Source organism: Arthrobacter sp. LFS091, assembly GCF_047977885.1.
In the GTDB taxonomy this organism is placed as follows: Bacteria; Actinomycetota; Actinomycetes; order Actinomycetales; family Micrococcaceae; genus Arthrobacter.
Map to the genome: position 1 here is coordinate 179351 of NZ_JBFPFP010000009.1, position 26562 is coordinate 205912.

A 26562-nucleotide genomic window follows, 5' to 3' on the forward strand; every position below is an offset into this window, starting at 1 on the left:
CGCAGACCCGCTCGCTTCCCCTCACCTGGCAGGGATTGCCTGCTAGCCCCAGATGGCTTTGACCACCATGCCCGGGCCTGCCGCCAAGTGGCTGCCGGTGTGCCCGTCATCCAGGATGCACATGTCTTCCGAGCCTGGGGGGCCCGTCGAGACCAAGCACTCTGTGGCCCTGAAACTCAGGAGGTCTACGGGAAGGTTGTCGCCGATGCGAAGTTCACTCATGATGCCCTTTTCGTTGTCCGGGCGCGGTGTGAGGCTCCGCCCGGTAGCTGGAAATATGGATTTCCCTTGTCGCCGGACTTCATCAGCGAATAACTCCATACTGCCTTGGTCTACCGGGTTCCTCCAAGTGGGCCTTGTGAACCCCTAGTTGATTTTTGTGTCCCGAACGATGGCAATGAGTTCAGCCCGAAGGCTTTCGGAGTCCAGATCGATGCCTTCGAGTACGGTGTTTTCCTGCCCGTGGGACTTGTTCAGCAAGTCCAGTCCCAACTCGGTGATGGACACGAGTTGGCCGCGCCGGTCGAAACGGTTTACCTCGCGATGGATTAAACCCCGGGATTCCAGCCTGGTCAGCAGCGGACCCATGGTTTGGGCTTGCACACGGATGCTTTCGGCCAGCTTGCCCGGGGAGATGGGCCCAGAAGCCGCCAAGGCATCGAGCGTGAGCACCGTTGGATATGTCAGTCCCAAGGGGCGGAGCCGCTCGTTCCACCCAAGCTCCACTAGCCGCGCTGCGGTGGACAGCAACCGGCTTGTTGGCCAATAGTCCATGTCAGGCATTCGGGCCCCCAGCCTCATAAGAATAGTCAGCTTCCTTACTAAGACTACATCCCAGGGGCTGGATGATGGATTGTGGGGTCAGGAGAGCTCGAATCCGGAGTGTCCCGTGTTGCGCTCAGCGCTGTGCACGTGAAGTGCGTGCCGCATCGCCTGGCGGTTTTCTTCGGCCGATTCAGGCTGGCCTGCGACGCGGTAGAGATCGGCGGCCCACTGGAATTCGTCGGCAGCGGAGCGGAAGCGGGCTTCATCAAAGAGCCTCCGGCCGATGTGGTGGCGGACGTAGGCTTCCTCTTCCGGTGTCCGCGCTGTCCGGAGTGCCTTCTCATGGAGCACCGCGGCGTCGTGCCAGCGGTACTGGCGCTGCTTCACCTGGGCGAGGATCAGGAGGAGTTCCCGGCGGTCGGGTGAATCGGGGAGAAGCTTGAAACCCTCATCCAAGGCCTCGGTGTCCCGGCGGAGCAACGCCAGGTATCGAATGCGCTCCACTGGTGGACACTCGCCTGCCAGGGCCTCGTTCAGGGCGTCGCGGTTGATCACCACGTCGCGGAACGTCGCAGGGTCAGTTCGCCAAAGACTTGCAGTATCTTCCACCGTGATGCCCCCCATAGGACTGTAACGGAGCCAGCTCAGTTGCGGCCTGGGTCATCGGGCCGCAGAAGACTCCATAATCTCACGAACGGTCAGGCCCGCAAGTTCCGAGTCAGTGAAGTTGGCCGTCCGGGGGAGAGCTCCGCCATGTGTGGAACGGGACCGTCAGCCCGTCCCGCGTCGGTGAGCAGGCGAATGGTCCGGCTTGGGCGGTCAGTGTCGGCTCCAGCGGCACAACCCGCACCAGTTGGAGTTCCCCGCCTTCAGCCGCGGCCCGAATGGTAAGGGCGTCGCCCGCGCGGCTGACGCGTATGCGGATACGTCCCCCGTTCCAGTCGGGAACGGGTGCCAAGGACCAGTCCGAGAAGCGGTCGGTGACAACCGCGCCCAGCTGCGCGGCGCCGTCGGCGTATTCCACGCCGGCCTTGATCCAGTGTTCCGGGCTGATCCGCACGAAGATGCCCGCCTGGTCGAACTGCTGGGAAAACGCGGCCGTGAATTCGACCTCCATGGCACTGTCCTGCGGAAAGGGTGCCAGGAGGGCGTGTTCGGTGTCGTGGATGAAGCCATAGGACGTGATGCGCCAGGCGTCGCTGCCCTCAGCGGCGGTTACCAGGAGGTCGCCTTCCAGTTCGACGACGGCGCCCGGCTGGTTGGTCCATTCGCCGCGGCTCCATGGAATGTCGGTCATCAGTGGTCTCCTCGTTACTGGTTTCGCGCAGCAACCGGCGGGCCCTGGCAATCAAGCCACGGCCCGCCGTCGTGCGTCTAGTTATGGGTGACCGGGCAGGCTCTGGCAAGCGATGCCGTCGCCATCGCCGTCCAAGCGGGCGATATCACCGTAGTGCGGGTAGTAGTAGTTGAACCAGTCCTGGGCCTGGCGCCACGTGCTGAAGTCCTTGCAGTTCTTGGTGTCACCCGGGTTGGCCGGCTTTGGCGGCGTCACCACCGGCGGCGGGGGTGTCACCGGGGGCTTCGGCGCGGGCGGCGGCGTCACGACGGGCGGCGGGGGAGGCGAGCAGTTGCTGCCCGTGATCCCGCCATTGCCACCGTTGACGAAGCGGTACATGAACGCGGCCATCGCATCACGCGCCACTGGCTGGACCGGGTTGTAGGCGCGGCAGCCGTAGCCGATGTCCCAACCGGTGGAGATGCCCTGGGCAGCCAGCCACGTGATCTGCTTGTAGAACTGGCTGCTGACGGGGACATCCTGGAAAGGCGACGTTCCCGGTGCCGTGAAGGCTGGGTTGCCTCCATAGCGGTACAGGAAGGCGGCCATGGCGTCGCGGTTGACGGGGCTGAGCGGACGGAAGGTCTTGGTGCCGTTGGCTTCAGTCCAACCGGTGGAGATGCCGCTGGCGGCCAGCCAGGTGATTTCCTTGTAGAACTGGCTCGACGGCGTGATGTCACTGAAAGGCGACGTCGCCGGGGGAGTGAAAGCGGGCTTCTTGGCCAGGCGGTAGAGGAAGGCGGCCATGGCGTCACGGTTGACGGCGTTTAGCGGCCGGTAGGTCCGGGTGCCGTTGGCTTCCACCCAGCCGGTTGAGATGCCCTGTGTCGCCAGCCAGGAGATCTCTACGTTGAACTGTGTGGAGGAGTTGACGTCGCTGAAGGTGATCGGTTGCGTGGGGGCCGTGTCAATGGCGATTGCCGGTACGGTGACCTGCGTGGTTCCGCACGAGCCCTGCAACGTGTTCGAGACCGCCGCGGATTCGGCCGCGTCCATGGTCAGCTGCCAGCGGTATTTCACCAGCACCCAGTCCGTAGCGTACCTGCAGGCAGTTCCGGCCAGCGGCGGCATCCATTCTGCAGGATCGCGGTCGCTCTTGGACTGGTTCACGTTGTCGGTCACGGCTTCCAGGCCGACGTCCAGTGTGAGGTCGTTCGCATAGTCCCGGCGCTGTTCGGCCGTCCAGGCGCTTGCGCCGGAACCCCACGCTTCGGCGAGTGGGACTAGGTGGTCTATGTCGACGTCGGACGCGTTGGTCCACGTCGCTCCGTCATACCAGGAGTTCCATCGGCCAGTGGCCACCGTGCAGGTTCCGGGATTGAAGGTCACCGGCGTGAGCGACTCCTGCTGGAGCACCTCTGACCGGGTGTCGCAGCCGTTGCTGTCAGCGTCCACCCAGTGCTGGAAGAGGTCGCGGTTGTACCCGGTGTTAGTTTCCTGGGTGACAGTCAGTGAAGAGAAAAGTGTGGCGACGCTTGCCGTGTTTGAGGCCGTCGCGGTTTGCGGCAAAAAGACAGCCGCCGACGCGGTCAGCGATAGGATCGCCAACCACGAAAGAGCCTTAGGCATCTGGGTTCCCCATATTCGATTAGTGCGCTCTGAGCAGCGCATACATCATGGGATCGTACCGGCGCGGGCCAGCTAATCAGGAACCTTGCAGTGGTGTGACGCCCGTGTTTCCTTCCGGCGCGGGGCGTACGCTGGGCCCATGGAGTCCGGGGTGAGGACGCTGGCTTTGAATACGGGGATCAGCGTGCCGTGTTTCGTTCAGGGCCGCCTTGATGAAACGCGCTACGACGGCGACGCACCGTTGCTTTTATTGCACGCCTGGGGCGAATCCTGGCGCAGTTTTGAGCGGCTGATTGCCTCGCTTTCGGATTTACTGCTGGTAGCTCCCGACTTACGGGGGCACGGTGGTGCCGACAAGCCTTTGGAAGGTTACTCGTTGGCCGAGGTGGCACGTGATGCTGTGGCGGTCCTCGATGGGCTGGGCGTCCGCCGGGCTCACGTGTTGGGTTCCTCAAGTGGGGGATACGTGGCGCAGCAGTTGGCTGTCGGGTATCCGGAACGGGTCTCGTCGCTGGTGTTGGTTGGAGCCCCGTTGAGCCTGCACAGTAGGCCGGCCTTCGCTGACGAGGTGGAAGCTTTGGCTGATCCTGTGCCGGAATCCTGGGTTCGCGAATCGCTGTCCTGGTACCGACTGCTGCACACTGTGCCGCCCGCTTACATCGAGGATCGGGTCCAGGATGGCCTGGCCATGCCTGCGGCCGTGTGGAAGGCGTCGCTGCGCGGGCTGTATCAGGCTGTTCCGCCGACGGAAACGGGCCATGTTTCAGCTCGCACCCTTATTCTGTGGGGCGCGCACGATCACCTGGTTCCGCGGAAGCACCAGGAGACCTTGGCTGCCCGTATCCCCGCCTCCCTTCTGAAGATTTACGGGGAGACCGGGCATCTGGTGTTGTGGGAGTCTCCGGAGCGGGTGGCGGGGGATGTGGTGGGGTTTCTGGGTTCCTAGGTTGTTGGTGGGCGGTGAAAAAGCAAACCCCACGAACGGAGGACCGTTCGTGGGGTTTGACTGGTTTGAAGGCTGTTTGTTAGTTGCCCTTTTCGAGGGCATGCGCAGTGACATAAGCCCCCAATTGGTCCTTGGAGAGCGCTCCTGCAATATCCGTAATAGCAGTGGTATCCGCTACGACAATTGACTGCCCATCAGCTGAAGTACCTGTACCGAGGGTGGGCAGCGTGAACATGACGGTGTCGTTGGCCCGGAGGTCCTTCATACCCAAAGCAAGACTGCCGATTGCTGCGGCGTCGAAGCCCTTATCGACGCTGATGAACGGTGACACAGCGCTGACCATGCTGTTCACTGTCACGGGGTTAGTGAGCGTTTCACGGGCGATTGTCTTGCTGATGATGGCTTTCATGTACGCCTGCTGGTTGCGCACACGCTGGTAATCGCCATCGCTGAACGATTTGCGTTCGCGGACGAAGGCAAGAGCTTCGTCGCCGTTCAGCGTCTGCTTACCGGCTTGGTAGAAATGGCCCTTCATTGGTCCGGATGCCGGTGCAAACGGGATCTTGACGTCGACCTCCACGCCACCCAGGGCATCGGTCAGGCCCTTGAATCCTTCGAAGTCCACCATTGCTACGTGGTCGATCCGCTGCTGGAACAAAGACTCAACCGTCTGAACCACGAGGGGTACGCCGCCCAGGGCGAGGGCAGCGTTGATTTTCGATTCGCCGTGACCCGGAATATCGACCCAGAGGTCACGCATGAGGGAGACTGCGTAGACGTTCTTACGGTCGGCGGGGATGTGGACCAGCATGAGCGTGTCAGCCCGCTGGTCGGTCGCCGTCTGGGTATCAACATCCAACTCGGCGGTGCCGCGGGTATCGCTGCCCATGACCAGCACGTTCATCGCCGCGGTGCCGTTGACAGGCTCAGCCTTCTGGGGACGCGTGGATTCTTCCGGGAAAGCCGAGTCGATTTTGGTGGTCCCGGAGTTGAACGTCTGCGCCAGGTTGAAGATATAGGCGCCCCCGATCAATCCAGCCACCAGGACCGCTGCCGCGAAGCCGAGGAGCACGTTCCGGGCGGTTTTCTTCCCGCTCTTCTGACGTCGGGGACGGGACTCTGCAGAGGGAGTTTCAGTATCTGTCGGGAGCGTCATGTGTTCCTTGGTGTCGGCATCAGCAGAGACGATTCTATCAAGGGTGCGATTGGGGTTGGCTCAGGGACTTCACGCGTGAAGCCGCTGGCCTTGTAGTTCAGGAGAGCAATGAATCGAATTCCGTAGCTTTGGCACCCCAGCTGTTCGTGACGTTTACGGAGAACGCCTTGCCTTTTACTATGCTCGTGGCGCCGATGTTGACCGAAATCATCCCAAGTTGGGGGTTCATTCCGTGCTTGACGCCGTATGAAGGGTCAAAGCTGGCCGCTTTCCCCGACTTTTCCGTCTCTTCTCCGTCTTTATTCGTCCAATTCAGAGTAGCCGTACCCCCCTCCAGATTGAACCCAATAATTTCAAGCGTGCCCGTATCGGGCTGAAGCGTCACGTCGGTGATTATGGGTGTGGTCAGGCCTGCTTCGACTTGCTTTTTAAGGGTGGTTCCGGTTCCTTTGCAGGTGTAATACGAGTCCCACATGAATGAAATGACCTTCCGAGCGGCGGCGACTTGTTGAAGCTGCCGGTCGATCCTCGCCTTCGTGGTCTGTCCCCGGAGGCTGTCTCCACAGGGATTCTGCTTGGTTGCGGGCGCCATGCCCTCCAAATTTGCCCAAAGGACAGCGCCGGTACCCTTTATCCCCGCTGCTGCGGCTGTGAAGTAGTCCTTGTTGGGTGCGAGGTATTTACTGTTCCAAGTCCCTTGGCCAACGATGGTGGCTGCGTAGGGGTCAACCGCGGACGCTGCCTCGCTGGGGGAGAACGCGCCGCCCTTGCCCGTGCCCATTCCATCCTGGATGGCGATGTTGAGCTGGACGCCGGCCGCTGTTTGGGCCATCCGGCGAATTCCCCTCCGTGCATCATCGACGCTGATGCCTGATTTATCGACACGCGCATCGATGTAGGGACTGATAATCGCCTGCCGGGTTGGAAGGATGCGGTGAATTGCATCGTTTTGGCTTGCGTAAAGAGCAAACACGGAATCGAACGTTGCGCTGTCGGTGAGGGGCATCTCGGTGTGATGGTAGAACCCGGCCAGGCCTGGCAAGTCATTTGCATCAGCTTGGTACTTCAAGAACCGGTCCGTGAAGAGGTCGAGAATCGCCTTATAGGAGAAATCGGGTAGATAAGGCAGGTCAGATCGTTTTGCTGGTGCCGGCAAGCCGGCAAAGTACTTCAGGCCGAGCTTTGTCGCTGCCGTTGCAAGGGATTTGGAAGGGTCTGTAGAGGACGCAGGACTTCCTCCAGCCACCACGATGTTGTATTTATCGTCGGTCGATGTGCACGATTTTCCCGCGTTCGGGAGGACGAGGACAGTGTAGGACTGTCCGTTGTTGGTGACTTGTCGGTCGCCAGGGCACTGCAGCGCCTCCGGACCCCACTTGCTTGCGTCCAGGAACGTGAAATAGCGCTCAACGGTTCTGGGCCCAGCGGCGACTCGGGCGCAACTCTTGCCGTCAACGACGCAGTCAGCAGGAAGGTCGTCGGCTGTCGCCGGTTGCAGAGTGGATCCAAAAGTTATGACCGTGTCGCCGCCGAAAGCCTTGATGTCCTGCAGCTTCCCAAAGTTTGTCTCGTCACGGGAACTGGCCGAGATGAAGTAGCCGCTTATGGGGAAGTCTGGCTCCACTGTGCCCGACCTTGGAAGGGCGGGGGTATCCGGAGGCGCACTGTCGGGCTGGCCAGTAAGGACAACGCTCACCACGCCGGCTCCCACGAGAAGAACGGTGAGTGCAAGGAGTGCAGATACTAAACGGATGGACGTGCGACGTTCTCTGTTGCTGTCGTTTGTCCGCGTTTTCATGTTTTCCTTGGTGTTGGCGTCCGCAGACACGACTCTAACAAGGGCAATTGAGGTTGAGTTGCTGGGTGGCCCCTCCGTGCTGAGCTACGCGTCCAGCAGGCAGCTTCGCGACCGGAGCTAGTCCATACGATAAACTAATTCGGGTCGCCCTCCGATGGTGGCCGTCCGCGCGCTGTCATGACGTTAGACAGATGAGCATGAGCCGGGGGTGCGGAAGCATCCTTATGAACACAAAACGGGGGAAAGATGGGAAAGGCGATCAGACGCGTTCAAGCCGCAAGTGCCGTCCTGATGCTGGCCATTCTTGGGTTTTTCGGAGCCCAGCCTGCCGTGGCCACGGAGACGAGCCCCGGTCCTGGCACTGAACAGCCTGGCGAAACTCCAAACCCGGATCCTAATCCGATCGACCCCCTACCGGTCGACCCCATCCCTGGTAACCCCGTCCCAGTCGATCCACCCGTGATCCCGACGGACCCAAGTCCTGCCCCGACTGATCCGACGCCGGCCCCCGTGCCGCCGCCTGTCGTCCAGCCAGTCGCACCAGTTGCCCCGCCGGTTGTGATCCCGGCTGTACCTCCTGTGGTTTCGTCTGCATCCCCGGAGCCTACGACAACAGCTCCCTCGCCAGAGGAGAATCCGGCAATCGTTGAACCAGTACTCCCCATTGAGCCGGAGACGTCAGTGTCACCGGAGCCAACGCCGACGCCTACCCCTGTAGCGACCAAGACGGCTGCCCCGCCCGTAGTGAGCGCCGACCTTGCCGGTCCTTTGAAAGTAGCGCTGGCTCCAGTAGCTGAGAACAATCCCCTTGTTCAGGGAGCCACCGTTTTGGTGCTGCTTCTGCTGGGCGCCGCGTACTTCCGTGCTCTGCGATCCAAGGGTGTTCGCAGGCCCCGCCTCAGTGGCAAATAAACCATGAGCAGCTCCCTACCCGGGGATAGTGCTGAGCAAGATCAGGTTGAAGCGCCGCTGCGCCTCATGCTTCTCACCCATTCCTATTGGCCCGAACACAGTCCGCCGCAGCGTCGGTGGGGCGCACTGACCCGCGAGTTCCGCAGTGCGGGTTGGCACGTCGACGTCGTTGCACCCGTTGCGCACTACCCTAACGGCCGCCGTGACTTGCCCCGGCGGCAGGCAGGTTTTGCTCTTAGTCACCAAAAGGGGCCGCATGGCGAGACAATTCGCCGCGTTCCATACCTCCGCCACATCGGCACCTCATCGGTGGCGCGGCTCGTCGATCAGGTTTTCTCGGCCGTGCTGTCAGTTCCTGTGGGGCTCTCGGGCAAGAAACCCCACGCTGTCCTCGCCACGGCACCGAGCCTTCCCACCCTTGCTGCTGGCCTAGTCCTGTCCAAGTTGCGCAGGGTTCCCTTCATTGTGGAAATGCGCGATGCCTGGCCGGACTTGGCACGTGATGCCCGCATCGTCCAGGGCAGCGTGAAAAGCGTCGTGGAGCACGTGGTGGAGTTCGTCCAGCGCAAGGCCGATCTGGTCGTGACGGTCACCGAAGGATTCGCGGACACGCTCCGCGCCAGGGGAGTCAGAAACGTCATCACCGTCAGTAACGGACTGGACCTGGGCGCCATGCCGTTCCTTGATCCGCCGCCCCTGGAACGTGATGGCTTCCACGCCCTCTATCTGGGGAACCACGGCAAGAGCCAGCGGCTGGATGTGCTGATCAGGGCAGCCGCTTTGCTAGGCGAGGGCTTCCACCTGACCTTGGTTGGTAGCGGAACCAGCAGGCCGCAACTGGTGAAACTGGCTCGCGAACTGGATGCTCCGGTGACGTTCTACCCGTCCCTCCACGGACCGGCCGTCATGGAAAAATATCGTGAAGCCGATACCTGCATCGTTTCCCTCCGGGATGACTGGAAGTCGTTTGAAACCACGGTGCCGTCAAAAACCTACGAAGTTTTGGCCATCGGCCGTCATGTCACAGCCATTGTCCGTGGTGAGGCTGAGCGCATCATCCTGGATGCGAAAGGCGGCGACGTGGTGACCTCCAAGGCCGAGGCCGTGGCTGAACTGTGGCGGGAACTGTCGAAGGATCGCGCCAGGCTCTCGGCCGGCAAGAGTGGCAGGGAATGGGTGGAAAACCACGCTGAATACTCCAAGCTTGCGCGGAATTACATGGGTCACATTGCAGAGCTGGTTGGCCAGGGCTCCAGCGCACGCAGCCAGGAGCGTGTGGCATGAGGCCCCTTCTGAGAAACATGGTCTTGGCCTTCGGCACGGTCTCGGAGCACCGTTCAGAGGCGCCGTTTGTGCTGGCCCTTCAGGTCCTGCGGCGTCTTCCTTCGAGGATCGTACGGCCGTTGGCGCGTGCCTTCTCGGGCGCACTCCCGGACTCCACGAGTCCGCTTCTGATGATGGCCAGCCATGCTGCCGGTGACGGGGAGGCCTTGCAGCGACGGTTCCGTAACGCACGGGCCGATGTGAAGTCTTCAGAGCACGCCCGCAAAGCTGGCGAGGTGGCTCTCGCAGCAGAGCAGTCCGACTGGGCGGATGCCTTCCTGGATCTCGCAGGCTCCAGCCCACAAGCAGCAGCAACCACGGCGCGCCGTCGCTGGTATGCCGGCGACATGAGTGGGGCCGTCCGCGCCCTCGATGGCCAGCCCGGAAACATGGCGAAGCAGCAGCGTCGTCTTTCTGCCGAACTCAGCGTCTTTGAGGGGTGGCGACCATCGTTGGACAAGGCTGTCTCGCAGCCCGCTCCGAAGCGCGTACTCCATCTCCTGACGAACTCCTTGCCCCACACCGGTAGCGGGTATGCGCGAAGGACCCATTCGATCCTAACCGCTCAGCAGGCCGCGGGCTGGGACACCTTGGCCGTTACCCGCATCGGCTACCCGGTCCAGATTGGCGTGCTCACTGCCAAGGACACTGACGTCGTGGACCGCGTGACCTATCAAAGATTGCTGCCGGGCAAGCTGGCCAAGACCATGGATGGACGGTTGCAGCAGCAAGCGGAAGGACTGCTGGCCGTTGCCCGCGACTTCCAACCCAGCGTCATACACACCACCACACACTTCGTTAACGGTCTTGTAGCCCGTGAGGTTGCTCACTCGATCGGCGTTCCGTGGGTCTACGAAGTCCGCGGCCAGCTCGCAGACACGTGGGCGTCAACCCGCGGACCGGAAGCGCGGGGGAGTGAGCGGTACCGCTTGTTCATGGAGCGCGAGGCCGAAACCATGCGGAGTGCAGACCTGGTGGTGACACTGGGGGAGGCCATGAAAAAGAACATTGTGGCTGCTGGAGTGCCTGCGGAGAAGGTTCTGATCACCCCTAACTCGGTGGGTGGGGACTACCTCAACGAGCCCGTGTCCCACCACGATGCTCGTAGTGTTTTGGGTCTGGACTCCGGGCTGCTGTATATAGGCACAGTGACGAGTTTGGTTGATTACGAAGGCATCGATGATCTGGTCACAGCATTTGCGTTGCTCGCGCCGCGACTGCCAAAGTTGAGGCTGGTTGTGGTGGGCGACGGCACCTCTGCTCCGGCTCTTCGGAACCAGGTGCAGCGGCTGGGGCTCGCGGGGAAAGTGGTCTTCACCGGTCGTGTTCCCGCTGAGCAGGCCAGGCTCTACCACCAAGCCTTGGATGTTTTTGCGGTGCCCCGCAAGGATCTGTCTGTAACCCGTTCCGTAACGCCCTTGAAGCCGGTGGAGGCCTTGGCCTGCGCGCGACCCGTGGTCGCCAGCCGGTTGGAGGCCCTGTGCGAGATAGTGCACGACGGCGTCAACGGCCGGGTTGCCGAGCCGTCAGACCCAGCGGGGCTGGCTGAGGTGTTGTTGGAACTGTTGGAGGATGAAGGTTTGCGCATGCGTCTTGGAGCTGCGGGGAGGCAGGGCGTTTTGGCGACGAGGACGTGGAAAGCGAACGCTGAAGCGTACGGGCGTGCTTATGAAACTTTGGTGTCCCACGATCTAAGGAAGGCTGGCTGATGTCGGCAAAGAAGGCTGTCTTGCCAGAGCCAGCGGCTATCCAGCAGACGTCTGTAGACATGCGAAAGCTCTCCAGAGTTGGGTCGCGACCTGCACTCTTGGATTACCTGGTTCAGCTATGGGAATACCGACAGTTCATTTTCTATGACGCAAGAGCACGAGTTCAAAGCGGCTCTCGACGAGATCGTCTGGGAAGTGCTTGGCTTCTACTCAACCCAGTCTTTAACGGATTAACCTATTACATAATATTTGGCTTATTGCTGCAGACAAGCCATGGTGTTCCTAACTTTGTGGGTTACCTTGTCGTTGGCATCTTCATGGCGCAGTTTAGCACTGGCGGAATAACGGCTGTCGCCAGATCGGTTCGAAGTGGAAGATCTGTAATACAAGCTTTCAATTTTCCCCGTGCCGCCTTACCCATCGGCGCGAACGTGAGGGAACTCTTAGCCGCAGTTCCACTCTTCATTGCCATGTTCATGTTAGTAATTCTACTCCCGCCTGTAGAGCAGATAACTTGGCTCTGGCTTCTCGTTTTGCCTGCAATTGCCTTGATGTGGTTGTTTAATCTGGGCGTCGGAATGATGCTGGCGAGATTAATCTCCAAGATTCATGATGTGACTCATCTATTACCCTTCGCTATTAGAGCTTGGATGTATGCATCCGCCATCTTCTACTCCTATGAGCGTTTTGTCAAAGCCCCTGAGATTCTGGAAATACTCAAACTGAATCCGCTTTTCAACGTCATTGATATTGTTCGAAATTGCCTGCTATATAATCAACCGCCTAGTCTACACTCGTGGCTCTCTCTGGCGCTGTTTTGTATTGCTGCCTTGGTCCTAGGATTTTTCGTCTTTTGGCGAGGTGAAGAGAAGTATGCGAGAGACTGAAGTCCCAGTTTTCCTTGATGGACCACCGTGTGTTGTCATCGACAAGGTCGCGATGTCCTATCGAGTTCCCTCATCTCGCGAGCCGCTGGCACCTACGCGAACTGGCTTAAGGAGCACCGTAAGACGAGTGCTGCATCGACCCAACCTAATCACCGTCAACGCGCTGTTCGAGCTTTCGTTGATAGTAGAGCGGGGTGAGTCCGTGGGAATCATAGGCCGGAACGGGTCTGGCAAAAGTACTCTTGTTAGGTTGATTAGCGGGCAAGAGGCGCCCACGCGAGGAGCTGTGTTCGCGTCCAGCACGCCTATCATGTTGGGAGTCAATGCTGCGCTTGTTCCTGAGTTATCCGGCGATCAAAATGTCGTTCTAGGATGTCTCGCCATGGGAATGGACAGAGAGCTCATCAATAGGAAGTTTGACAGCATCGTTGAAATGTCTGGGCTTGGTTCTGCTATTTACCTGCCGATGAAGTCATACTCCTCGGGCATGGGCTCTCGATTGCGGTTTGCCATTGCAGCTGCGGTTGATCCAGAAATTCTGCTAGTAGATGAGGCGCTCAACACCGGTGATGCTCAGTTCGCGAACCGAACTAAAGCTCGGATGGATGAACTACGCGCCCAAGCCGGGTGTGTTTTCATCGTCAGCCATAGTCTCGGAACAATCACCGATATGTGCTCGCGAGCCATTTGGCTAGATAAAGGACATCTCATAATGGACGGGAATCCAGAAGAAACCGCCGATATTTATCGTGAATTTACGAATCAACTGGCTAAGGGAAATGGGATCACCGCAGCTCGAATTCGTGATGAGGCCCGAGGCAATCTTCAGACTTCTGAGGTATTAGCTAGAAGTAAGGCCCGTAGGAGCAAAGCGTGATATACAGCGTTGCAAGTCTGCGTAAGGCCGCTTGGCACTACAGAGCCGGGGGATTCAGGCAGGTGCACGCCTGGTACAAACGTCAGCGAGCCCTGTCCGGTAGTAGAACGGTCGCTAGGAGCGTTGCCGCTCGTTCAACGACAGCTCAACAGCGGGGAGAAGCACGGCAACTTACCTTTCCTGCCTACGAGTATCCCGAAGTGGTCCCACGCCGCGATGACCTGACGGTGGCCGTTATCCTAGACAACTTCTCGGCCAAGGCCTTTGCCTATGAATGGAACCTGGTCTTCCTCACGAAGGACGGCTGGCCGCAGCAGTTGCAGGAACAGCGCATCGATTTCCTGTTCGTCGAGTCCGCGTGGGAAGGCAACGGCGGTTCTTGGAAGTATCAGCTGACGGGGACCAGCGGGCCCAAGCCAGACTTCCTGAACCTGATGCGCTGGTGCCGGGAAAATGGCGTACCGACTGTCTTCTGGAACAAGGAAGATCCTCCGCACTTCCACGATTTCCTGCCGGCGGCCCGTAAGTTTGATGTGGTCTTCACTTCCGACGAGAACAAGCTTCCGGACTACAGGCAGGCGCTCGGACACAACCGCGTGGACGTGCTGCCGTTCGCTGCTCAGCCGGCGATCCATAATCCCGTTCGCCCAAGGGAGGGCCGCCACTCACGTGACGTTGCCTTCGCGGGAATGTACTTCGCCCACAAGTATCCCGAGCGGCGTGAACAGATGCGGCTGCTGCTCGACGGCGCCATGGCTGGCTCTGACAGGGTGAAGCACGGCCTGGAAATCTTTTCGCGGCAGCTTGGCGGCAATCCGGACTACCAGTTCCCGGAGCCGTACGCATCCCGCGTTGTTGGTTCCCTGTCCTACGATCAGATGCTGAGCGCGTACAAGGCCTACAAGGTCTTCCTCAACGTAAACTCCGTGGTGGATTCACCAAGCATGTGTGCGCGCCGTATTTTTGAGATCACGGCATCGGGCACTCCGGTGGTAACCATGCCGAGCCCGGCATTGCCGCGGTTCTTTCCTGACGGTGAGATCCACAGCGTGGAGACCAAAGAGGATGCCGAGTTCATCATGCGGGCCCTGATGAGGAGCCCGGAACTCAACGACCGTTCTGTCCATCTCGCCCAGCGGCGGATTTGGGGAGAACATACTTACGCCCACCGAGCCGAAAAGGTAGTGGCACTGGCGTTGCCTCACCGGGTCCGTCCTGTGCAACTGGAGTCGGTCAGCGCACTGGTATCCACCATTCGTCCTCACCAGCTCGAACATATTTTCAAGACCGTCGGATCCCAGCAGGGTGTCGACGTCGAACTGGTACTCCTGACGCACGGCTTCAAACCCAGCTGGTGGAAGATCTGGCGCTTGCGCCGCAAATACGGTGTCCGCCAAGTGACGCTTCTCCATGAGCCGCGGACTGTCAGCCTTGGTAGCTGCCTGAATCTTTGCGTGGCGGCAGCGACGGGCGCGGTACTTACGAAGATGGACGACGACGACTACTACGGTCCGAACTACCTGCGGGACCAAGTGAACGCACTAATGTTCTCGGGTGCCGACGTTGTGGGAAAACTGGCGCACTTCATGTACATCGAGAGCCGGAATGCCACGGTGTTGAGGTTCAACCACATGGAACACCGCTTCAGCCACATGGTTATCGGTGCAACGATCATGGCCAAGAAGGCAACCTTCGTACGTTTTCCCTTCGAGGAACTCGGGCGCGGGGAGGACACCGCGTTCATGCGCGCTGTCAGTGACGCCGGCGGAAAGATTTATGCGTCCGACAGATACAACTACTACGTGCAACGCTCGGCTTCGGGGCATACCTGGACCGCCAAGGACGACCAACTGCTTGCTTCTGGAGACATTCAGTTCTGGGGCAATCCGACCGAACACATCACTGTTTAGATAACCAACGAAAAAATCGGGGAATATGTTGAACACTATTAATCGCGTAGCAGTCGTCGGCCTGGGGTACATCGGGCTTCCAACTGCAGCCATTCTGGCAACCAACGGCATCGAAGTTGTCGGTGTTGACGTCAACAGCGGAACCGTGGACGCCGTCAACCGTGGCGAGGTTCCCTTCGTGGAGCCGGACCTCGGCGTACACGTAGCCGGTGCCGTTAGCCAGGGCCACCTGAAAGCCACCACCGAAACGCCTTCCGCCCAGGCATACATTGTGGCGGTACCGACGCCATTCCGTGAGGACCGCTCCGCTGATCTGAGCTACATCGAAGCGGCAGCTCGCGGCATTGCCCCGCAACTCCAGGGCGGCGAGCTCCTGATTCTCGAATCAACGTCTCCTCCGGGTGCCACCGAGCACATGGCCAACTACATTCTTGAACTGCGTCCTGACCTCAGCCTGGACGGATCGGACTCGCGTCCGGCGCTGCTGGTTGCCCACTGCCCCGAGCGCGTTCTGCCCGGCCGGGTCATGATTGAACTGGTCACCAACGACCGGATCGTGGGAGGCATGACCCCTGAGGCCGCCGAAGCCGCAAAGGAGCTCTACGCTGTCTTCTGCCAGGGCGAGATCCTGACCACCGATGCTGTTACCGCGGAGATGGCAAAGCTCGTTGAGAACTCATACCGGGACGTGAACATTGCCTTCGCCAACGAGTTGTCCGTTATCAGCGACAAACTCGGAATCGATGTCTGGGAGCTTATTCGGCTCGCAAACCACCACCCGCGCGTCAACATCCTGCAGCCGGGGCCAGGCGTCGGAGGTCATTGCATTGCCGTGGATCCTTGGTTCATTGTCGCCGCCGCCCCAGATGATGCCCAGCTCATTAGAACAGCGCGCAACGTGAATGATGCAAAGCCTCTGTGGGTGGTTGAACAGGTTGCAGCCCACGTGAATTCTCTTGGGAAGGACGACGTAAAGATTGCTGCTTTGGGGCTGTCGTTTAAGGCGAACATCGACGATTTGCGTGAATCCCCGGCCGTAGAAATTGTTTCGAATCTGGCTGGACGAGCAGCCGGGCATCACATCGTCGTGGTAGAGCCGCATGTTTCTGAGCTACCTAGTAAGCTTGCAGACATTGACAACGTAACGCTCGTCGATCTGGAGCATGCGGTCGAACAAGCGGACGTAGTGTTGCTGCTTGTCGACCACGATGTGTTCAAAGATCTTTCGCCGTCCGACCTTGGCCACGACCGGGTTATCGACACCCGGGGGATGTGGAGCGCACTGGCCGGTTAGAGGCGGTGAGCACACGGTGTGCCACACAAGCTTCAGGTCAGGCAGCATTGAGAACGGATAGTTAATTGACAGCGCAACTAATAGCCACTAGTCACGCACATTTTGGTGTACCCGTGTACTCATTGGAATCGACGGAGGACTTCAAACCGGGGCGGCAGGCAGGGATCTATCAGCTCCCGCTCTCAGACGGTATGACTCTTCAGGTCATGGCGCGTGTGGTTGCCACTGTCGATCAGCCACTGATTGTAGTTTCGCACGGAGCCAAGGAAGCAAACGTAGGGCTTCCCTATTTTAATAGGGTCTCGTCGCTGATGAAGACGGACCGTTCATTCATTATTGTTTCGGACCCCACCTTGGGGGTCGATGAGACACTTGCACTGGCATGGTACGAAGGTACTCTGGACACAGACCCCTTGGACGCCATAGAGGCACTAGTTCGCCGCGTGTCGGCCGACTGGGGAATCCGTCAGGTCTTGTTCCAAGGGAGCAGTGGAGGCGGCTTCTCCTCTCTTCGGCTGGCTGCCAGGTTCCCGGACAGCGTGGCACTAGTATTTTCTCCGCAAACTGACCCCTTCATGTACGAAGGTGGGCGCTTTGCTCGAATACTCTCTGAACGTACTTTCGGCGGTCGGAGTCGAGAAGAACTCGAACGTCAATTCCCTGGCCGCTTCTCGATGCCAAAGCTGTACGCTGGACTCGAGAGTCCACCGTTTGTTTACTATGTACAGAATTCGGGTGATAAGTCGCATATCAAAGATCATCTGGAGCCGTTCCTAGAAGCCAACGGCCTTGATGTGCTCTCGACAATTGACAAGAACGCTCGTGTTCATCTAGCCCTGGTCGAGCAGGGACCGGGACATATTCGTCCGACCCTAGATATGTGGAACGAGCACGAGGCCTTGGCTCTCGAAATGATGGCCAACGTACCCGGCGCTATGCATGAATCTACAGGAATAAGTCCAGGTGATGTTTCAAAAGTTTCCTATGAGGTTCTAACCGAAGATAATCAAACTGTGCCGCTGCACTCAATAAAATTGGAGGGGAGACTAGAGTTTAGAGCGAAGGATCTCACTGACTTTAGTGCCGATTTCAGATCTTCGCCTTCTCCTGATCTGCTTCGCGTCTTCTTCCACGGCGCCATTAATAGGGAACATGGCATGGCCGGAGCTCTAGATTCTCGGATCGAACCCTCGGAGCGAGTCGCTGATCTGCATGTCATTGATCCATTTGTCAGCAGAAGTCTTGAAGTTGGCGTCGCTTGGTACGCAGGTGGCGCTAATCAAGCACTAATGCGCGACCTATCGCAGTTGATCAAGGAAATGGCTCAAGTTCTTGGAACCACAAAGGTTCTCGCTGTGGGCTCCTCCGCCGGAGGTTTTGCGGCCTTACAACTTGCCGCAGAATCCGATGATATAGCGGCGCTCGTCTTCAGCCCAGACCTAAGCATTCGACGTTTCGCAAAAAGACACAGGGATGCATTCCTTCGGGAGGCAGGTTTTGATCTTGACCATGAAGGTAGCTTCGCACTTGAGCGGCGACTGAACCTGGTTTACAGGCTGGCTTCTCGAAAAGGAAGACTGCACCCCGCTACAAGGGTTTTCCTCAACGCTGATGACACAGATTACGCAACCGAGCAGACGGCATATCTTTGCTACGCAACGCATAGGATCGACGCCGTTAGCGGTTGGCGCCAACTTGGTCTGGATGCTGCGTTTATTCCATTCGACACAAGCATTAGGAAGCCAGCATGGGGTGTCCTTTCCCGACACCTTGAAGAGGCGACTCAGACGATGCTTTCGAGAACGAATGATCCTGCTGCGCCTGTCCACGAAATTGACGACGGCGAGCGAACTGCGGGGGACTTGGAGCTCAGTGTTCCATTAAATCTCAACGACGTGAAAGTGATTGCCTATACGCGACTGGGAATCGGGGTCTTCGATCCTGAATGGTGGAATATACGGCTGAGCCTGTTTGAGGCTATCACCCTCCCGTCAATATCACAGCATGTTCGTCCTGGTTTTACTTGGGTGATTTTCTTGGATACCGAGGTTCCCGAAGTTCATCTGGAAAGACTCAAGAAATCTGTGCGAAATAGCGCACTGTCAGATCACGTTACATTTCACTTTTTGGATTTCATTTCCGACTATAGGAGCGGTTTTGTCTCCGCATGTCGAAATATTTTGGCACGAGATGAGTTCGCGATATTTCATGCGATAGACGACGATGATGCGATCTCAGTCGACTTCTATTCTAATATGTGGAAGGTAATCTGCTCTCACAGTCAGGCAAAGCGTCAAATTGTGACAGCCCCCATTTTCTACGATTACAATCCTGAGTTTAATCTTGTTTCGCCGTCCACGTTTGGATTCTATACTTTCAACACGGTCTACTATGGGACGTATCATGATGTGGAACCCATTCTAGAGGTCTCGCATGAAAGTCGTGGTAAATGGGCGGAGGAGAATGGTTTCATAGTCACCTCCTTGACTGACTCGGATAAGCCTTCGGGCTTGTATACCCAGCATGGGCTAGCCGATACGGACTATCCAAGTAGAGTTAGGCGACTCAAAGAAAATCCTGGAACCGTTGACTGTACTGAATCCATCGCGGCACGCTTCGGCATAAGTCTGCCTTTGATTGAGGTTTGGTCAGAACGTCAGTCGAGTATTCCTTTTATTCATGGCACAACTTGGAATAAGCCTGGACCTATTCTTGGAAAGGCCCGTCAGTCAAGTCTCGCGAGGCGGACGCTCAAGGAAGAATTACGAAAATCTATGGCTAGTGTTGTTGAGACAGAGGTTCCTCTGGATGCGGCTGGCACTGAGTTTGCCGTCAGCTGCCGTCCGGCCCCCACGGTGTCCCTAGTCAACGTTGCGGCGGGACAGGTCCTCTCCTCTGGACCGAATACGCTTTACGGTTCCGCACCTGCAAATGTCGGAGTTGAGATCTGGCTAAATGGAAAGATATATCGAAAGGTGCGCTCGACAGAAACTGGTTTTTGGTCTGTACAAATTAGCTTTGGCATTTCCCCCAACTGGCGGTTGGCTGCTCTCCGGAGCGGGGATTCGAGCCCTGCTCCCGAGGACGTAGAAGTGACTTTTGCGGTCGCCTGACCATTATGTTAACGGCCCGGACATACCGAGTCGGGCCGTTAAAGGCTAGCGTTGAGATGTACCCATTCAGTGCGTTATGCCGCCGAAGGATGGCGCTGAACCCGGCGTTCCTTCCCGCGTGCTGCGATGGTCCACAGGTCGCTCCGCCCGGCTACTGGTGTGTTCGATGATGATTTGCCGACCCTCACCACGCACATTAATTGGCCGCCGGTGGGCAGAAATTAATGGCTGTTGACAGCCGGCTAAGGCTGAGCAGTCATTGACTCCATTCGGACAACCAGGCCACCCATCACCGGAAGTAGAACTGGCAACACCCCCAGAAGACCGAACAGGCCACACCCGACTGCCCGACAACAGAAAAGAAGCGCAGGTCAACAGTGCAGATAAGCCTGCGACCATTCTTGCCGGTCGTGAAAAGGCCAGTGGTAGACAGATAAGTTGAAACCGATGCCTTTTGGCACCGGTTTCAACTTGTAAATGCTCGTTTTTCGGTCCTGCTGGACGTTGGTCTGGCGTCCCTGTTTAGCTATTGGCGTACAGCTCAAGCCGTCCGGACTGTGATGAACTTCGTATGGTCAAGTGATCCACGGGATCTGGACTAGCCGACCAAATGGCTTCCTTAAGGGTGCTGCTCACAAATTTCTTCAAGACATCGTTAAGGTCTCTCTCGTGCAACTTAAGGGACACGGCTAGTCTGGCAACGGTCGGGGCCTTAGGATATTGGATCTGGAGCTTAGATACCGTTCGCGAAGCATCGACGGTCTCCAGATATGTGAAATCATCGTCTGACGAGCGCACGATGAGTGTAAAGGGCGAGTTCAATCCCTCAGGGAAGAGGTTGGAGAATGTGAGGCTGAGCAGCGTCGTGGCTGAGGATCGCGGTGTGGACTCGATCTGAACCTCGACGCCCTCAGAGACTACGGATGCGGTCTCATTTACAACGAGTTCTTGTGTCAGTTGAATTCGCTCTAAACGTGAAATCACCTTAGAAATCTGGCGTTCGGCGTTGAGCTTATCCGCGACGAGCTTCCTGGCTTCCGCTAGATACGCTTCAAGAGTCGACGTTGATACAGCAAGTCGCGCGAGCTTCCTCAGAAGCTCCCCCTTCTCGCGGACACTTATCATGGCCGTGCCCGCTTCCGTCACATTCATTGGTCCAAGCGCACGTGGTACAGCCACTAGAGCACCGGAAGCGAGTGCAAAAGGAAGGAGCTCTGAGGGCAGAGGACCCGGGAGACTGGAATCGTGGGGTGCGAGTAGGACGGAAACGTTGAGCTTCTCCGCCAAGGCATCAAGACTTAGCAGGGCGTCGGGCATCTCTTCGACATACATATGCTCTAGTGTTCCGCCGTCCAAGTCCCTCAGGGCTGCGGCTTGCGTCTCGTAGTGCAGCTTCCGCTTAGCTACAGAGACTGCAGCTGATCGTCGCTCACCTAGTTGTCCTAATGCCTTGAAAAATCCTCGGTCAACGAGTGGAGGAAGGAATACGACGTTCTCGTGTCCAGTTTCGATCAGGTTCTGGGTGAACTCGGCATTCAATAGGCAGACGAGGTCCATGCGCTGCAATAGTCTCCGCATCCTCGCATCCAGAGACTTATGGTGCACACCGATGGCGCACACCTTTATTCCCGCTGAGTGCAGTTTTTCTAGACCACTTTCCGTCAATCCGCAATCTATACCACTGAGAAAGACTGCCGCTGGTATCTCATTAAGCTCACTAAGGAGTTTGTGGGCGTTTATGACAAATCTAAATTCACCGTTTGGATCTGGTACCAGAAAATTGCTGAAAGCGGCATCGTATGTTTTCACGTCGTGGCCAAGTTCGGTCAGTCCCCGCGTGAGAACGGAAGTTGTCGATGTTACTCGACGCAGGTCAGACCCCACGACGACAAACGACGTCGACGCCATCGTCTCCCTGTTCACCTCGACAGACGGTCTCCGCCATACGACCTCTGAAGCTGGTGTTTCGGTGAACCTCGCCTGCTGAGCATCGGCGTCGAACTGTGTGAACCACATCGAGCGTTCCCACGCGTTTAGCTTCTTCCAGGAGTCATCTTCCAAGACCGATTCGAGTGCCAGCACCCTGGCTTCGGCTGAGTAGTTTTTCCTGAAACGAAGATGGGTTTCAACGCTCAGCTGTTGAAGGCTCTCCGAATTGACAATCTCGTGGATGGTTCGATCTAGCTCTTCCATCGAAGGTACGGTCATTACCTCCGGAAATGATGATAAGTCGGAGGGCGTAGGAACGACCGAGATTATGGGCAGGCCCATTGCTGCGTACTGAATAACCCGGCTCGGATACTGGAAGAACCCAAGCTCATCGAGTCCAGTAAACCAAGTCTCGAGGCCACGGTGATCACGAAAGTATTGCGGAATGTTAATTGCAACACCGGCTCTAGCCCCGGCCTGGAGTACCTCTCTATCGCTGTCGAGAAAGCCGCCCCAGACATTAAAGTAGTCGCGACCGACGGCTCCGTGGATTCGTACGCTTGAATTCAAGCCGCCGAGGTCAAAGTATCGCTTTCGTCGAACCTCGTCATGAACATTGCCCAAAAACATAGCATCCGTTTCCCTTTCCTCAGTACCGAAGACGTACGGAAACGCTTTCGAATCTGTCCAAAAAGGAAAGTTCACGCCAGTTGGACGGCCGAAGCTGTCTTGATAAAACTGCAGAACTCTCTCGGTGCCGCAGTGCAGCACGATATCGTATTGTTCGATTACCGGACCATATGTAAGGTCCCAGAGGACGGGGTCGTCGGAGAGCCAGACGACAAGTCTGGCTCCAGTCGATTTGGCACGACGAAGAAGTTCCGGGGGCAGGCTGGCGGGTCTGAATACGAATATGACATCGGGCTCGAACTCCAAGACCTTGTCGAGTTCGCGTTTTAGTTTTCCGATGGCAATGGAACCAGTCGCAAACTTGAAACCATGGCCGATCTTCCCGGTGTTGTATACCTTGTGTCCGGCAGCCACAAGCGCTCTTTCAAGAGAGGACGCAACGTGTGTCTCAACAATGCCATCAAAAAAAGCAAACTTCATTTTAGATAACCCAGTCTGTAGTTCTGGAGGTTGAGGCTTCACGAATATTAAACCTGTCCGTAAGAGTCACGAACGCATCTTCAGAGATTCTCTCGGATGGTGAGCACAGAATTCGCTTAATGCGTTCAAACCAGGACCCGCTTGCCCGCGTCATCCAGGCACCGGCCAAGAAAGAGTGGCTTTGGATGTCCTCCGGCCAGCCGCCTTGAACATAAGCCGAAGCAGGTTTGGCCACAGTTCCAGTCATACCCTTAGCGACTGTTTCCGTTGCAGAGTAGTGTTCCAAATACAGTCGCATGTCGAGAAGGTAGTTCGGCGCGATGTCGTAGCGGTCCGAGATGAATGCGATGAAGGCCGTGTCAGCTGACACTATAGGCTGACGATCTAGGTTAGCCGCGATCGATAGTTTCCATTTCGTACCTAGATCATTCTGGATCGTGGCGGCCTCTGGCCCGGTTAGCTTCAGATCCTGTCCAACGAGTGTCACCTGAGCTATGTTTACGCATGCTTGGGACGCCAGCTGGCTCAGCAGCCGACGAACAGATTCGGTCGAAGAAGCGTGCAGGAAAACATGAACTGCATCTGGAAGGTGTGGTGTTGGAAGTCCCAGAACTGAGATTATAGATTCAATTCTGTTGCGATATAGGTGCCGAGTTGCTGTGGTACGCCACGCCAGGTGCGTTGCGGATTCACGGAAGCGGTGATCCAGAGTTAGCCTCCCCAGAACGTCCGCTGCTTCTGCACTGGTCTTTACGGTGAAGACCTCATTGCTGGAATAGGCTTTGTGAATTGCGCTGCTGTGGGAGCTAACAACGGCTGTTTTTGAGCTCGCGAGTTCGAAAATCCGACGTGCACACATGCTCTGGGACTCGGGAACAGAATTAACGTTCAAGTAGACTTTGAAGCGCCTGTAGGCATCGACCATTTGATGATACGGAAGCGAGCCAACGACGTTTTTTTCGTAGCGTTCGGGAAAGGCGTAGTTCTTATCGCCGCCAAGCATCCTCGAAAAGATGCTTAGTCCAAGTTCCTGGGCGGGTGGAAATAGCATGTCCATTTGTTCCCTTCGTTCGGGGAACTTGTGCGCAAAATATTGACCTGCGAATGCGATGTTTCCAGCTCTGAAACCGTCAATTTGGAGGGGGCTGTGGATCGTCGGTTGTGCGCCGAACTGCAGGACGTTTACATTCTCATGCCCGGCCGCCTTCATATATGCAGTTACAAGAGACTCTTCGGTGGTAAAGATATAGTCGAATTCCTTAGCCGCTGGCAAGAACTCCTGGAAATGCGGTGGATCTTCCTTGTTCCAAAATACTGTCGGTATCGACCTATTGCGGCATGCGGTAATTAGATCATAAAACGAATCCTTTGGGCCCGAGTCGCTTGTGAGTTGATAACGCCATTCGCCCTCACTTCCATTCCACGCCGATTCCACGAGCAGAAAATCTGGGGAGAAATGGTCCAAAGCTGCATCGATATCTCGGCGCGCCAAGGACCAGTAGTTCAACTCTGGAGCGAAACACTGGGTTGAAAAATCGTCGAGTATGCCTAAGACCGTTGGCCTATTTTGCGGATTTTTGAGGTAGCCGTATTTGAGAAGCTCTTCTGGGCGCCCACCTAGGAGCACCTTCAAACCATTGGAAATTGACTCCGCAGATGTAATCATTTGATGGCTCGCTTGATCTTGAGGTGAAAATCATTTCCTGAACCGACGGATGCCACGAGGTCCTCTCTAGAATCCAACAATATTTTGGCTGCCAAGATAGGTCTGAGTCGTGAGGAATCTACGACAATTGCATCCGCTTCTGGACGTAGCCAATGCCAATAGAGGCTGGGAATTCGTTCAGCGAGCTGTGCGGGGTGACTAAGGCATCCGAAGTCGACAATCATTAGATCGACTTCGGTTGCTAAAGTATTGCCAATTGAAGCGGCCGGCGGCGGGGCATCATCGAGCAGGGTTAGCTGAACATTTTTGGACCAAGGACGGTAGGCGATATGTTGCTCAAAATCTGCAAGGGCTGCTTGATCGGGAAAGGCGAACGTTATTCTTTCAGCCGCATTGTCATTTCTAAGCATGAGATCGTATGTCCAGGCTGCTGATGCCATGCCGCCTATATGGACAACAGTTGTGTAAAGCCGGTTGTCGAGACATTTAGTTATGGCATCAGCGGAACTCTGTGGAAACTCCCTAAAATTATTCTTTGTGAACTGTTTTCCCCAGTCATCAAAATGCCGATATTTCTTTACAAGTTCTACCTGTTCGACTTGAATGTCGGTAATATGATCAATAGAGGCAATTGTCTTTTGGTAATTTGATCCTAGTTGCCTAAGCTCTTTGTTCGATTCTCCCAGTGTTTGTCTGAGTTTGAGAATTGAGTTTTTGGTAGCTTCCTGCCCCGACGCATGTCGGTCGCCTATTTTACCGATACTTAGATCTTGGTTTGTAAGCCTGTGGTCCAAGCGCTCGAGTGCAGTTAGAATTTCGGCGTGCTGGGATCTGAACCTTAAGTCAGTCCGCAACATTGCTGATCGTGTTCGGTGCAGGGACTCAGCGAGGAGTCCGAGCAGGATGCCGAGGGAGGCGGTCCCCAAGAGGACTCCCGCCGCCGGAAGGCCGACAACTGCTAGGACTGACGCAAGGATCAATCCAGCTGTAGTTGCGAGGACTATCTTTCCTCTAGTTGAACGCACGAAGAAATGCATATATGTTCCTGGTCACTAGTGCTTAGTTGTCAATGCACTTGGTCATGACCTGTGCATGGTGCGGGCGCTAAGAGTTATCCGCGAAATGCGGCAATTCTGGTCCCAATGCCGAGGAGTTGGGCGGCGGCCGCGACGGTACGCTCGGCGGCCTTGCCATCACCGTATGGATTGACGGCGTTGGCCATGGCGTCAAAGGCGTCCTGTTGGTTGAGAAGGCGGTCCACTTCCTTGACGATGGTTTCCTCGTCAGTACCGATCAACGAGACGGTGCCGGCATCCACTGCTTCGGGACGCTCGGTGTTGTCGCGCATCACCAGCACGGGCTTGCCCAAGCTGGGAGCTTCTTCCTGAACTCCACCCGAATCCGTAAGGACGATGTGGGCGAGGGAGAGGAGACGGGTGAACTCGCCGTATGCGAGTGGCTCCGTGACAACCACGTTGGTCTTGCCCTCAAGTGCCGGGAGTACGGCTTCGCGTACCACCGGGTTCTTGTGGGCCGGCAGTACTATGACCAGGTCCGGTTCGGCCTCTGCGATACGAGCCAGCGCCCGGCCAACTCCGCGCATTGCGTCGCCCTGGTTTTCACGGCGGTGCGTGGTGACAAGAAGGATGCGGCGTCCGCTGGCAGCCAGTTCCTCCAACTGCGGATCGCTGAACGGCAGCTGCTTGTCGACAGTGGTAAGGAGGGCATCGATAACCGAGTTGCCGGTCACCACAATGTCATCCTCCGCGATGCCTTCTGCCAGCAGGTTCGCCTTGCTGGTGCTGGTCGGGGCCAGGTGAAGACTGGCGATCTGGCTGGTGATCTTTCGGTTCGCTTCTTCCGGGAAGGGGGAGAACAGGTCTCCGCTGCGCAGGCCCGCTTCGACGTGGATTACTGGGATCCCGTGGTAGAACGCTGCGATGGCGCCAGCTGTAGATGTAGTGGTGTCGCCCTGGACGATTACTGCGTCCGGTTTCTCCTCCGTGAAGAGCTTATCCAAGCCATCAATCGTACGGGTCATAATCGCCGAGAGGGATTGACGTTGCTGCAGGATGTTTAGGTCGTGGTCGGGGGTGATGCCAAATAGCTCATTGACTTGGTCCAGCATCTCGCGGTGCTGGCCCGTCACCGTAACGATGCAGTCGAACTCTGGCGACTCTTTAAAAGCGCTGACGATCGGAGCCATCTTGATAGCTTCGGGACGGGTGCCAAAAATGGGCATGACGCTGGGCATGAATTTCC

Annotated in this window: 19 protein-coding genes; 8 read left to right on the forward strand and 11 right to left on the reverse strand. The window is 57.2% G+C overall.

The window, feature by feature from the left end; translation table 11 throughout:
• Nucleotides 1–42: 42 nt before the first annotated feature.
• The 5 genes from ACNQOP_RS17875 to ACNQOP_RS17895 all read right to left on the reverse strand — a co-directional run bounded on the left by ACNQOP_RS17875 (nt 43) and on the right by ACNQOP_RS17895 (nt 3670).
• Nucleotides 43–222, reverse strand: coding sequence for a hypothetical protein (locus ACNQOP_RS17875; protein ID WP_235517296.1), 180 nt, complete (start codon nt 220–222; stop codon nt 43–45).
• Nucleotides 223–366: 144 nt separating this feature from the next.
• Entirely contained in the window at nt 367–783 is a 417-nt protein-coding gene (locus tag ACNQOP_RS17880) for a MarR family winged helix-turn-helix transcriptional regulator (protein ID WP_257371367.1), read from the reverse strand.
• A 78-nt stretch (nt 784–861) separates the two neighbouring features.
• Nucleotides 862–1374, reverse strand: a complete 513-nt coding sequence (locus ACNQOP_RS17885; RefSeq protein WP_416405323.1) for a hypothetical protein — start codon at nt 1372–1374, stop codon at nt 862–864.
• Nucleotides 1375–1483: 109 nt separating this feature from the next.
• Nucleotides 1484–2065 carry a DUF1349 domain-containing protein gene (locus ACNQOP_RS17890; RefSeq protein ID WP_416405349.1) on the reverse strand — a complete coding sequence of 194 codons (582 nt, stop codon included), beginning with the start codon at nt 2063–2065 and terminating at the stop codon, nt 1484–1486.
• A gap of 78 nt (nt 2066–2143) precedes the next feature.
• Nucleotides 2144–3670: an S-layer homology domain-containing protein gene (locus ACNQOP_RS17895; protein WP_416405324.1), complete on the reverse strand. Its 1527-nt coding sequence runs from the start codon at nt 3668–3670 to the stop codon at nt 2144–2146.
• 139 nt (nt 3671–3809) lie between these two features.
• Between ACNQOP_RS17895 and ACNQOP_RS17900 the strand changes: the two genes are divergently transcribed.
• Nucleotides 3810–4616: an alpha/beta fold hydrolase gene (locus tag ACNQOP_RS17900; RefSeq protein WP_416405325.1), complete on the forward strand. Its 807-nt coding sequence runs from the start codon at nt 3810–3812 to the stop codon at nt 4614–4616.
• A 79-nt stretch (nt 4617–4695) separates the two neighbouring features.
• On the opposite strand, the gene ACNQOP_RS17905 is transcribed toward ACNQOP_RS17900, so the two are convergent.
• Both ACNQOP_RS17905 and ACNQOP_RS17910 read right to left on the reverse strand, forming a co-directional pair.
• Nucleotides 4696–5772 carry an LCP family protein gene (locus tag ACNQOP_RS17905; protein WP_416405326.1) on the reverse strand — a complete coding sequence of 359 codons (1077 nt, stop codon included), beginning with the start codon at nt 5770–5772 and terminating at the stop codon, nt 4696–4698.
• A gap of 97 nt (nt 5773–5869) precedes the next feature.
• Nucleotides 5870–7570, reverse strand: coding sequence for a hypothetical protein (locus ACNQOP_RS17910; protein ID WP_416405327.1), 1701 nt, complete (start codon nt 7568–7570; stop codon nt 5870–5872).
• Nucleotides 7571–8485: 915 nt separating this feature from the next.
• Here ACNQOP_RS17910 and ACNQOP_RS17915 point away from each other — a divergent pair.
• The 7 genes from ACNQOP_RS17915 (at nt 8486) to ACNQOP_RS17945 (ending at nt 19595) form a co-directional block, all read left to right on the forward strand.
• A complete protein-coding gene (locus ACNQOP_RS17915; protein WP_416405328.1) occupies nt 8486–9766 on the forward strand; it encodes a glycosyltransferase family 4 protein in 1281 nt (426 codons plus the stop codon).
• Nucleotides 9763–11514 (forward strand): glycosyltransferase family 4 protein, encoded by a 1752-nt coding sequence (locus ACNQOP_RS17920; RefSeq protein WP_416405329.1) that lies wholly within the window; start codon nt 9763–9765, stop codon nt 11512–11514. The genes ACNQOP_RS17915 and ACNQOP_RS17920 overlap by 4 nt, the downstream gene beginning before the upstream one ends.
• A complete protein-coding gene (locus tag ACNQOP_RS17925) occupies nt 11514–12401 on the forward strand; it encodes an ABC transporter permease (RefSeq protein WP_416405330.1) in 888 nt (295 codons plus the stop codon). Before ACNQOP_RS17920 ends, ACNQOP_RS17925 begins: the two co-directional genes overlap by 1 nt.
• Before the next feature lie 52 nt (nt 12402–12453).
• Nucleotides 12454–13278: an ABC transporter ATP-binding protein gene (locus ACNQOP_RS17930; RefSeq protein ID WP_416405350.1), complete on the forward strand. Its 825-nt coding sequence runs from the start codon at nt 12454–12456 to the stop codon at nt 13276–13278.
• Nucleotides 13279–13478: 200 nt separating this feature from the next.
• The gene (locus tag ACNQOP_RS17935) at nt 13479–15188 is read left to right on the forward strand and encodes a glycosyltransferase family protein (RefSeq protein ID WP_416405331.1); all 1710 of its coding nucleotides are present in this window, start codon (nt 13479–13481) and stop codon (nt 15186–15188) included.
• A gap of 25 nt (nt 15189–15213) precedes the next feature.
• On the forward strand, nt 15214–16482 hold the full coding sequence (gene wecC, locus ACNQOP_RS17940) for a UDP-N-acetyl-D-mannosamine dehydrogenase (RefSeq protein ID WP_416405332.1): 1269 nt from the start codon (nt 15214–15216) through the stop codon (nt 16480–16482).
• A 191-nt stretch (nt 16483–16673) separates the two neighbouring features.
• Nucleotides 16674–19595 carry a glycosyltransferase gene (locus ACNQOP_RS17945; protein WP_416405333.1) on the forward strand — a complete coding sequence of 974 codons (2922 nt, stop codon included), beginning with the start codon at nt 16674–16676 and terminating at the stop codon, nt 19593–19595.
• A 522-nt stretch (nt 19596–20117) separates the two neighbouring features.
• Here the strand turns inward: ACNQOP_RS17945 and ACNQOP_RS17950 are convergent.
• The 4 genes from ACNQOP_RS17950 to wecB all read right to left on the reverse strand — a co-directional run bounded on the left by ACNQOP_RS17950 (nt 20118) and on the right by wecB (nt 26554).
• A complete protein-coding gene (locus tag ACNQOP_RS17950; RefSeq protein ID WP_416405334.1) occupies nt 20118–22634 on the reverse strand; it encodes a hypothetical protein in 2517 nt (838 codons plus the stop codon).
• Nucleotide 22635: 1 nt separating this feature from the next.
• A complete protein-coding gene (locus ACNQOP_RS17955) occupies nt 22636–24300 on the reverse strand; it encodes a CgeB family protein (protein ID WP_416405335.1) in 1665 nt (554 codons plus the stop codon).
• On the reverse strand, nt 24297–25094 hold the full coding sequence (locus ACNQOP_RS17960) for a hypothetical protein (RefSeq protein WP_416405336.1): 798 nt from the start codon (nt 25092–25094) through the stop codon (nt 24297–24299). The genes ACNQOP_RS17955 and ACNQOP_RS17960 overlap by 4 nt, the downstream gene beginning before the upstream one ends.
• A 317-nt stretch (nt 25095–25411) precedes the next feature.
• Entirely contained in the window at nt 25412–26554 is a 1143-nt protein-coding gene (gene wecB, locus ACNQOP_RS17965; RefSeq protein WP_416405337.1) for a non-hydrolyzing UDP-N-acetylglucosamine 2-epimerase, read from the reverse strand.
• Nucleotides 26555–26562: the final 8 nt, after the last annotated feature.